This is a genomic window from Stenotrophomonas sp. TWI1409, assembly GCF_039673015.1.
GTDB classification, from domain to species: Bacteria; Pseudomonadota; Gammaproteobacteria; order Xanthomonadales; family Xanthomonadaceae; genus Stenotrophomonas; species Stenotrophomonas maltophilia_A.
This window is the reverse complement of the sequence record NZ_JBDJKU010000107.1, coordinates 1-8778: the sequence shown is the minus strand read 5'-3', so window position 1 is coordinate 8778 and position 8778 is coordinate 1. Positions and strand designations below refer to the sequence as shown.

Below are 8778 nucleotides of genomic sequence, written 5' to 3'. Positions count from 1 at the left end.
TTTTGTGGTTTTTTGGGTTGAGGTGCGGGCGGGGCGGCCCCGTGCTGTTATTTGTGTGGGTGCGCCCCCCCCCCCGGCACTACCTCAAGGAGAAATACATGCGGAAGACAGGGATGTTCATGATCGCCGGGCTGCTGCTGGCCCCCGCCGTGCAGGCCGCACCGGCCTGCCAGGAACCAGTGGCTGTCGCCCGTGCCTTCTACGAGGCAACCACCGGCAATGGCGATCTGCTGGAACCGCTGCCGGCGCTGGTCAGCCCGGCCTTCGGCAAGGCCCTGCGTGGCGAGCGCGCCTGCCAGACGCGCGAGGAAGGCATCTGCACCGTCGATTCGGACCCGTGGCTGGATGCGCAGGATGGCGACATCGAGAGTCCGGTGCGCTACATCTGGAAAGAGGCCTCGGCGACGTCCGGCCAGGTCGAGATGCGCTATTCGGTATGGAACACGGCCTACGTGACCCGGCTGCCGATGGTGCGCCAGGGCCAGGGTTGCTGGCAGGTGGACGACATCCTCACCAACAGCGGTCGCTCGGTACGGAAGATCCTGGCCCAGCCGCTGCCTTGACCGTCTGCGGCATCCACGCAGGGTGCGGTCCTGTTGCCGGCCAGCGGCCGGCACTACCGGGGTGGGTGCCGACCGTTGGCCGGCACACCGCTATCGCGAATGCCCGAACACCAGTTCGATCACGAACTGGCTGCCGAAGAAGGCCAGCAGCAGCAACAGCATCGCCGCCAGCGTCCAGTGCACCGCCTTCATGCCGCGCCAGCCGTAGCGGCGACGGCCGATCAGCAGCACGCCGAACACGATCCACGACAGCACGCTCAGCACGGTCTTGTGCACCAGCTTCTGCGCCAGCAGGTCGTCGACGAACAGCACGCCGGTGACCAGGGTCAGGGTCAGCAGCGCGAAGCCGACGGTGATCACCCGGAACAGCAGCGATTCCAGATCGGCCAGCGGCGGCAGGGCGCGCAGCCACGGCCGGAACTCGCGGCGGCGCAGGGCGCGTTCCTGCAGCCACAGCATGATCGCCAGCAGCGCGGCGATGCTCAGCGTGGCGTAGGCCAGCAGCGCCAGCCAGGCGTGGCTGGCCAGGCGCCAGCCCAGCACCTTGCTCGGTTCGTGGCCGTAGCCGTGGTAGGCCAGCAGCAGTACCGCGGCCAGCGGGAACACCACCACGCCCAGTGCCGACATGCGCCCGCGCGCGCCGACCAGCGAGGTCAGCCAGGCCATGCCCAGGCCGACCAGCGACAGCGCAGCGAAGAAGTGCATGTCCGGCCCGCCGTTGGTGCGCATCGCCACCATCACGTGGTAGCCGCCGTGCAGCAGCATCGCCGGCAGGGCGGGCCACAGCCAGGCGGGGGAGCCGGTGCTTTCATCGCGGCCAAGCGCACGCACCAGCAGGGCGCTGGCGGCCAGGTAGAGCAGGGCGGCGATGAGAACGATTAACATCGTTGCAGTTTCGCATACCCCTGCGGTGGTGGCGACGGCCCTGTGGTCGCAGTCCGGGGAGGGGAGCGGACCCGTTATACTGTCTGCCTTATTGTCCCCCGCTTTCAGACAGGTTGCGCCGAATGTTCGAGTCACTGACCCAGCGCCTTTCCGGCACCATCGAGCGCCTGCGTGGCCGCGGCCGCCTGACCGAGGAGAACATCCGCGAGGCCACCCGTGAGGTCCGCATCGCGCTGCTCGAAGCCGACGTTGCGCTGCCGGTGGTGCAGGCCCTGATCGAGCGCATCAAGGTGCGCGCGGTCGGCCAGGAAGTGCTGAAGTCGCTGACCCCGGGCCAGGCCCTGATCAAGGTCGTGCGCGACGAGCTGACCGCGGTGATGGGCGCCGAAGCCAGCGACCTGAACCTCAATGTGCCCGCTCCGGCCATCATCCTGATGGCGGGCCTGCAGGGCGCCGGCAAGACCACCACGGTGGGCAAGCTGGCCAAGCACCTGAAGGAAAAGCGCAAGAAGAAGGTGATGGTGGTCTCGGCCGACGTCTACCGTCCGGCCGCGATCGAGCAGCTGAAGACCCTGGCCGAGCAGGTCGGCGTGCTGTTCTTCCCGTCCAGCGCCGACCAGAAGCCGGAAGCCATCGTCCGCGCCGCCATCGACGATGCGCGCAAGTCGTTCGTCGACGTGCTGCTGGTCGATACCGCCGGCCGCCTGGCCATCGACGAAGCAATGATGGCCGAGATCAAGGCCCTGCACGCGGCGGTGAATCCGGCCGAAACCCTGTTCGTGGTCGACGCCATGACCGGCCAGGACGCGGCCAACACCGCCAAGGCCTTCGGCGATGCGCTGCCGCTGACCGGTGTGGTGCTGACCAAGACCGACGGCGACGCCCGTGGCGGTGCCGCGCTGAGCGTGCGCTACATCACCGGCAAGCCGATCAAGTTCGTCGGTGTCAGCGAAAAGCCGGAAGGCCTGGACGTGTTCCATCCGGACCGTATCGCCAGCCGCATCCTCGACATGGGCGACGTGCTGTCGCTGGTCGAGCAGGTCGAGCAGCAGGTCGACAAGGACAAGGCCGCCAAGCTGGCCGAGAAGGTCGCCAAGGGCAAGAAGTTCGACCTGAACGACATGCGTGACCAGCTTGAGCAGATGCAGAACATGGGCGGCATCGGCGGCCTGATGGACAAGCTGCCGGGCCTGGGCAACATCCCCGACCATCTGAAGCAGCAGGTCAGCCAGGGCAAGGAAGTGCCGCGCATGATCGCCATCATCAGCTCGATGACCAAGAAGGAACGGCGCAACCCGAACCTGCTCAACGGCTCGCGCCGCGCGCGCATCGCCAAGGGCTCGGGCGTGACCCCCGCCGACGTCAACAAGCTGATGAAGCAGTACATGCAGATGGAAAAGATGATGAGCAAGATGGCCGGCGGCGGCATGAAGGGCATGTTGCGCAGCATGAAGGGCATGATGGGCGCCATGGGCGGCCGCGGCATGCCGTTCCGTTGATGCGTTGATGCGTGGGCGCGCGCTGTGGTCGGCGCGGCCTGCGTAGCGTCGAGCTTGCTCGACTGCTGTTGGTGGTCCAGTCGAGCAAGCTCGACTCTACCCCCGTCCTGCGCGCACCATGGGGGCCTGTCCGAAACGATGGGCCGTCATGCAGAGTTCCGCTGTATCTGTATCTTCCCGCGTCGACGCGTTCTGCCGGCGCTTTGGCGTATCCGTTCCGATCCTGCTGGCCCCGATGGCCGGCGCCTGCCCGGTGCCGTTGTCGGCTGCGCTGGCCAATGCCGGCAGCATGGGGGCGATGGGCGCGGTGCTGTCGTCATCGGCCGATATCGGCCACTGGATGGATGACTTCCGCGCTGCCTCGACGGGCCCCGCACAGGTGAACCTATGGGTGCCGGACCCGGCACCGACCCGTGATGTCGCCGCTGAAGCCGCCAGCCGCGCCTTCCTCGCGCAGTGGGGTCCGGACGTGCCGGCCAGCGCCGCCGATGCCACGCCCGCCGACTTCGAAGAACAGTTCGCCGCACTGCTGGCGGCGCGCCCGGCGGTGGCCTCGACCATCATGGGCGTGCTGCTGCCGCGCCACGTACAGCAGTTGAAGGATGCCGGCATTGCCTGGATCGCCTGTGCGACCACCTTGTCCGAAGCGCGTGCGGCACAGGACGCCGGTGCCGACGCGGTGGTCGCACAGGGCGTGGAGGCCGGTGGCCATCGCGGTGCGTTCGATCCGGCGATGGCCGAGCGCCAGCTGGTCGGCCTGTTTGCGTTGTTGCCACGCCTGGCCGATCACCTGCAGATTCCGGTGATCGCCGCCGGCGGTATCGCCGACGGCCGTGGCATTGCTGCCGCACTCACCTTGGGGGCCAGCGCCGTGCAGATCGGCACTGCCTTCCTGCGCACGCCCGAAGCGGCGATCGCTTCAGCGTGGGCCGATGGATTGGCGGCCAGCGAACCCGAAGATACCTGGCCGACCCGCGCCTTCAGCGGCCGCCTGGGGCGTGGCCTGGCGACCCCCTATGTGCGCGCCGCCGCTGCAGAAGGCGCACCGGCGCCACGCCCGTACCCGGTGCAGCGTGGCCTGACCGCGCCGATGCGCAAGCAGGCCGTGCAGGAAAACCGGCTGGCCGCGATGCAGGCCTGGGCCGGGCAGTCGGCGTGGATGGCGCCAGCACAACCGGCCGCCGACGTGCTGCGCGGCATGTGGAGCCAAGCGCAGGCGCTGTTGCGATGACCGTGACCTGCAACGGCCAACCGGCGCAGGTGGAGGATCTGCTGCCTGCGCTGGTCAACTACGGCCACTTCACCTCGCTGCAGGTGCGCGGTCACGCCGTGCAGGGACTGGACCTGCATCTGGCGCGGCTGTCGCAGGCCACGCGCGAACTGTTCGGCAGCGAACTGGACGCGGCGCAGGTGCGGGGCTGGATGGCGCAGGCGCTGCAGCAGGCCGGCCTGGCCGATGCCTCGCTGCGGGTGACGGTGTACTCGCGCCGCTTCGATTTCCGCAATCCGCTGGCGGCCGTACCGGTGGACGTGCTGGTGGCGGTGTCCGCGCCGGTGGCGCTGACCGCACCAAAGCGGGTGCGTAGCGTGGTGTGGCAGCGCGAGCTGCCGCAGATCAAGCACGTCGGTACGTTTGGACTGTTTGCCGAGCGCCGTGCGGCGATGGCGGAAGGGTTCGACGATGTGCTGTTCGTGACCGCCGATGGCGACGTGAGCGAAGGCAGCACCTGGAACCTGGCCGTTCACGATGGTGAGCGCCTGCTCTGGCCGCAGGCACCGGCCCTGCGCGGTACTGCCGAGACGTTGTTGAAGCAGCATTGGCAGGGGGCACAGCTGACGCGGCGGTTGGCACTGGCTGAACTGGATAGCGTGAAGGCCGCTTTTGCCTGCAACGCCAGCGGCCTATGGGCGCTGGACGCCATCGACGGGCATGTCCTGCCGGGTTCGCAGGCACTGGCTGAACAGGGCAGGGCAGTGCTGGCGGCGGTGGCTTGGGACAGATTGGGGTGAAAACCCCCGCCGGGCATGGCCCGGCGCTGCCGTGAAGGCGGATTCACCCCGGGGTTGGCTCGGCCGGGCTCTGCCGCTATAATCGCCCGCTTACCTCGCCATCCTGGCGACTGGGCAATAGGAAAAACACCATGGTCAAGATTCGACTGACCCGCGGCGGCGCCAAGAAGCGTCCGTTCTACCACATCATCGTCACCGACGTGCGCAGCGCGCGCGACGGCCGCAACATCGAGCGCGTTGGCTTCTACAACCCGGTCGCCCAGGGCGCCGAGAAGCGCATCGAGCTGGACCTGGCCCGCGTTGACCATTGGGTCAAGAACGGCGCCCAGCCGACCGACAAGGTCCGCAACCTGATCAAGGAAGCGACCAAGTCCCAGGCCGCTGCGGCCTGATCCTGACGGGCCACGCTTCGGCGTGGCCCTCTTGGTTGAAGCAGATGAAAGATATCGAGCGCCGCATCCTGCTGGGCAGGGTTGTCGGCGCTTTTGGTGTGCGCGGCGAGATCAAGCTCGAGTCCTGGACCGAGCCACGTTCCGCCATTTTCCGTTACCAGCCGTGGATCGTGCGCAGCCCGTCCGGCGTGGAATCCACGATTGAAGGTGTACGCGGCCGCGACAGCGGCAAGCACCTGGTCGCCCGTTTCCCCGGCGTCGAGGACCGCGATACCGTTGAAGCGATGCACGGCACCGAGATCTACGTGGCCCGCAGTGCGTTGCCGCCGCCGAAGCCCGATGAGTATTACTGGGTGGACCTGGAAGGCCTGGACGTGAAGACCACCGAGGGCGTTGCCCTGGGCCAGGTCTCGCACCTGTTCAGCACCGGCGCCAACGACGTGGTGGTTGTCCGTGGTGACCGCGAACGGATGATTCCGTTCGTGCAGCCGGACTTCGTCAAGTCGGTCGACTTCGAGGCCAACCTGGTCGTGGTCGACTGGGATCCCGAGTTCTGAGTGTGAGCATGCGTTTCGACGTCATCACCCTGTTCCCCGAGTTCCTCGCCCAGTCCGCTGGACTGGGCGTGGTCGGGCGCGCGCAGGAGAAGGGCCTGTTCAGCCTGCATGGCTGGAATCCCCGTGATTACGCCGAAGGCAACTACCGCCGGGTGGACGACCGTCCGTTCGGTGGTGGCCCGGGCATGGTGATGCTGATCGAGCCGCTGCAGGCCTGCCTGCAGGCGATCCGTGATGCTGATCCGACCCCGGCGCGGGTGATCTACCTCAGCCCGCAGGGGGCGCCGTTGACCCAGGCCAAGGTGCGGGAACTGGCGGCGCTGCCGCGCATGGTCCTGCTCTGTGGCCGCTACGAAGGCATCGACGAGCGTTTCCTGGAGGCCAATGTCGACGAGGAGATTTCCCTCGGCGACTACGTGCTGTCCGGTGGCGAGCTGGGCGCGGCGGTGATCATCGACGCCGTGGCCCGCCTGCAGGACGGTGCCCTGAACGACGCGGAATCGGCGGCGCAGGACAGCTTCGAGGGCGACCTCGGCCTGCTCGACTGCCCGCATTACAGCCAGCCGGCCCAGCACCCGCTGGGTGACGTGCCGGACGTGCTGCGCTCGGGCAACCACGCGGCCATCGCGGCCTGGCGCCGCCAGCAGTCGCTGGTCCGTACCGCCCAGCGGCGCCCGGACCTGCTGGATGAACAGGCGCTGGGCAAGGCCGACCGCAAGCTGCTGGAGCAGGGCCGTCAGGCCCAGAAACACAAGGCCAGCCCCTAGCGCAGGGCTGGCGTTATCGGCTATCATGGCCAATTCCCGTCGGCCCCGGCCGACGCGCGCAGTACCCAAAACAAACGTGCAGCACAGTCCGGTGACTGCATGAGCCTACGTTGTCGATACGACACGCCCACCCGAACAAGAATCGGTGTAACCCATGAGCAAGCTGAACAAGTCCATCGTCGCGGAATTCGAATCCGCCCAGATCACCCGTGAACTGCCGAAGTTCAGCCAGGGCGACACCGTTGTCGTCAACGTGAAGGTGAAGGAAGGCAGCCGCGAGCGCGTGCAGGCCTACGAAGGCGTTGTCATCGCCACCAAGAACGCCGGCCTGAACTCCTCGTTCACCGTCCGCAAGATCTCGCACGGCTACGGCGTCGAGCGCGTTTTCCAGACCCACAGCGCCATCATCGACTCGGTCGAAGTGAAGCGTCGTGGTAAGGTCCGCGCCGGCAAGCTGTACTACCTGCGTGGCCTGGAAGGCAAGGCTGCCCGCATCAAGGAAGACCTGGCTGCCGCTGCTGCCGCCAAGGCTGCCCGTCTGGCCGAAAAGGCCTGATAAACAACTTCGGTTGTTGCCGCGACGGCCACCTTCGGGTGGCCGTTTGCGTTTCCGGCATCGCTTCGGCCACGATCAGGGGATGAACGACATCAACCCGCGCTATCCCGCCGTGATCCAGTCGGCGCTGCGCTTCCTCGACGGAAAAGGGCTGGCGCGCGTGCAGTCGGCACCGCTGCTGCATCGTGTGCTGTGGCGCATGGGCATCGCACTGCCACCGCCGATCCTGGCCGGCTTCGGCACCAATGCGCTGGTGCAGGGCCTGCTGTTCGGGCTGTTCTGGACCGCGCTGATGTGGCTGATGCTGTGGCAGGGCAGTGAACGCCCGCTGGCCCTGCTGCTGGCGGCCGGCCTGGTGGCCGGTGCGCTGTTCGGCGTGGTGATGGCGGCCTTGATGCGCTCGCTGCGCCGCCACCGCAAGCTGCCGGACTGGCAGCAGTTCCGGGCGCGGCAAGCGGACTGAGCCGATGGCGCACTGCGCCGTGACCGTTGGGGACAGGCCGCGCTAGGCTGCGGTTTCATCCCGATGGACGTGCCGTGCGATGCCTGCCAAGCGAACCGCACCTTCCACCGCGCCCGCGCTGTTGTCAGGCGGCAACCCGCAGATCGCCAAGGGCGAAGGCGATGCGCCGGTGCAGGCCTATATCGCGGCGATGCCGGACTGGAAGCGGCCGATCGGAGCACAGCTGGACGCGCTGATCGAACAGGCTGTACCCGGTGTGCACAAGGCAGTGAAGTGGAATTCGCCGATGTATGCGGTTGCGCCGGGCGAAGGCTGGTTTCTCAGCTTCCACTGCTTCACCCGCTACATCAAGGTGGCGTTCTTCCGCGGCGCTGCGCTGAAGCCGGTGCCGCCCGAGCCGTCCAGGAGTGCCGATACGCGCTACCTGCACATCCAGCAGGAGGGTGCGTTGGATGAGGCGCAGTTCCTCGACTGGGTGCGCCAGGCCGCGGCATTGCCCGGCGAGCGCATGTAAGTGCATCGTTCCGATCTCCCTGCCGACGAGAACCGCTGATGGCCACGCATGCACCGAACCCTGCCGATGCCGGAACCCCGGCCGCTGAACTGATCGATGCACGCATCGCCGAGCTGGGCGACTGGCGTGGCGAGGCGCTGGCACGCGTGCGTGCCTTGATCCACGAGGCGCTGCCGGACGTGCAGGAAACCTGGAAGTGGCGCGGCACGCCGGTGTGGGAGCACAACGGCATCCTGTGCACCGGCGAAACCTACAAACAGGCGGTGAAGCTGACCTTTGCCAACGGTGCGGCGTTGGCCGATCCGAAGGGCCTGTTCAACGCCAGCCTGGACGGCAACACGCGACGTGCGATCGACATCCATGAAGGCGCGATGCCGGATGCCGCCGCGTTGAAGGCACTGCTGCGCGCGGCGGCCACGTTCAACGCTGCCAAAAAGAAGAAGCGGTAGAGCCGGCAGCTGGCCGGCTGCGCGATGCCCCCGGAGGGGCGGGAGGTTGCCGGCCCGCGGCCCGCACTACCGTGGGAAACACCGGCGGCGCAGAAGAACCCGTAGAGCCGGCCGCGGGCCCGC

General features: G+C 67.6%; 12 protein-coding genes. 11 read left to right on the top strand and 1 reads right to left on the bottom strand.

Features of this window, described 5'->3' with window-relative positions; translation table 11 throughout:
• The first annotated feature begins 98 nt into the window (after positions 1-98).
• Positions 99-563, top strand: coding sequence for a hypothetical protein (locus tag ABE423_RS19920; protein ID WP_346487270.1), 465 nt, complete (start codon positions 99-101; stop codon positions 561-563).
• Between the two features lie 90 nt (positions 564-653).
• On the opposite strand, the gene ccsA is transcribed toward ABE423_RS19920, so the two are convergent.
• Positions 654-1448: a cytochrome c biogenesis protein CcsA gene (gene ccsA, locus ABE423_RS19915; protein WP_032127560.1), complete on the bottom strand. Its 795-nt coding sequence runs from the start codon at positions 1446-1448 to the stop codon at positions 654-656.
• Between the two features lie 122 nt (positions 1449-1570).
• Between ccsA and ffh the strand changes: the two genes are divergently transcribed.
• The 10 genes from ffh (at position 1571) to ABE423_RS19865 (ending at position 8655) form a co-directional block, all read left to right on the top strand.
• Positions 1571-2947, top strand: coding sequence for a signal recognition particle protein (gene ffh / locus ABE423_RS19910; RefSeq protein WP_005408591.1), 1377 nt, complete (start codon positions 1571-1573; stop codon positions 2945-2947).
• Positions 2948-3095: 148 nt separating this feature from the next.
• Positions 3096-4178, top strand: coding sequence for a nitronate monooxygenase (locus ABE423_RS19905; protein WP_346487268.1), 1083 nt, complete (start codon positions 3096-3098; stop codon positions 4176-4178).
• Positions 4175-4957, top strand: coding sequence for an aminotransferase class IV family protein (locus tag ABE423_RS19900; protein WP_346487266.1), 783 nt, complete (start codon positions 4175-4177; stop codon positions 4955-4957). Before ABE423_RS19905 ends, ABE423_RS19900 begins: the two co-directional genes overlap by 4 nt.
• A 131-nt stretch (positions 4958-5088) precedes the next feature.
• Positions 5089-5349, top strand: a complete 261-nt coding sequence (rpsP, locus tag ABE423_RS19895; protein WP_005415733.1) for a 30S ribosomal protein S16 — start codon at positions 5089-5091, stop codon at positions 5347-5349.
• Positions 5350-5393: 44 nt separating this feature from the next.
• Complete coding sequence (gene rimM, locus ABE423_RS19890) at positions 5394-5906, top strand: ribosome maturation factor RimM (protein ID WP_293793026.1); 513 nt, start codon at positions 5394-5396, stop codon at positions 5904-5906.
• 8 nt (positions 5907-5914) lie between these two features.
• Positions 5915-6673 carry a tRNA (guanosine(37)-N1)-methyltransferase TrmD gene (gene trmD, locus ABE423_RS19885; RefSeq protein WP_088025178.1) on the top strand — a complete coding sequence of 253 codons (759 nt, stop codon included), beginning with the start codon at positions 5915-5917 and terminating at the stop codon, positions 6671-6673.
• Positions 6674-6827: 154 nt separating this feature from the next.
• Positions 6828-7229, top strand: coding sequence for a 50S ribosomal protein L19 (gene rplS / locus ABE423_RS19880; RefSeq protein ID WP_005408597.1), 402 nt, complete (start codon positions 6828-6830; stop codon positions 7227-7229).
• Between the two features lie 82 nt (positions 7230-7311).
• Complete coding sequence (locus ABE423_RS19875; RefSeq protein ID WP_125894521.1) at positions 7312-7692, top strand: DUF6404 family protein; 381 nt, start codon at positions 7312-7314, stop codon at positions 7690-7692.
• Positions 7693-7771: 79 nt separating this feature from the next.
• A complete protein-coding gene (locus ABE423_RS19870) occupies positions 7772-8206 on the top strand; it encodes a DUF1801 domain-containing protein (RefSeq protein WP_125894519.1) in 435 nt (144 codons plus the stop codon).
• Between the two features lie 38 nt (positions 8207-8244).
• The gene (locus ABE423_RS19865; RefSeq protein WP_032127552.1) at positions 8245-8655 is read left to right on the top strand and encodes a DUF1801 domain-containing protein; all 411 of its coding nucleotides are present in this window, start codon (positions 8245-8247) and stop codon (positions 8653-8655) included.
• The last annotated feature ends 123 nt before the right edge of the window (positions 8656-8778 follow it).

Coding starts and splice junctions, on each gene's coding strand:
- ABE423_RS19865 (WP_032127552.1), top strand. CDS start 8,245: ATGGCCACGCATGCACCGAACCCTGCCGATGCCGGAACCCCGGCCGCT.
- trmD (WP_088025178.1), top strand. CDS start 5,915: ATGCGTTTCGACGTCATCACCCTGTTCCCCGAGTTCCTCGCCCAGTCC.
- ABE423_RS19870 (WP_125894519.1), top strand. CDS start 7,772: ATGCCTGCCAAGCGAACCGCACCTTCCACCGCGCCCGCGCTGTTGTCA.
- rimM (WP_293793026.1), top strand. CDS start 5,394: ATGAAAGATATCGAGCGCCGCATCCTGCTGGGCAGGGTTGTCGGCGCT.
- ABE423_RS19905 (WP_346487268.1), top strand. CDS start 3,096: ATGCAGAGTTCCGCTGTATCTGTATCTTCCCGCGTCGACGCGTTCTGC.
- ccsA (WP_032127560.1), bottom strand. CDS start 1,448: ATGTTAATCGTTCTCATCGCCGCCCTGCTCTACCTGGCCGCCAGCGCC.
- ABE423_RS19900 (WP_346487266.1), top strand. CDS start 4,175: ATGACCGTGACCTGCAACGGCCAACCGGCGCAGGTGGAGGATCTGCTG.
- ffh (WP_005408591.1), top strand. CDS start 1,571: ATGTTCGAGTCACTGACCCAGCGCCTTTCCGGCACCATCGAGCGCCTG.
- rplS (WP_005408597.1), top strand. CDS start 6,828: ATGAGCAAGCTGAACAAGTCCATCGTCGCGGAATTCGAATCCGCCCAG.
- ABE423_RS19920 (WP_346487270.1), top strand. CDS start 99: ATGCGGAAGACAGGGATGTTCATGATCGCCGGGCTGCTGCTGGCCCCC.
- ABE423_RS19875 (WP_125894521.1), top strand. CDS start 7,312: ATGAACGACATCAACCCGCGCTATCCCGCCGTGATCCAGTCGGCGCTG.
- rpsP (WP_005415733.1), top strand. CDS start 5,089: ATGGTCAAGATTCGACTGACCCGCGGCGGCGCCAAGAAGCGTCCGTTC.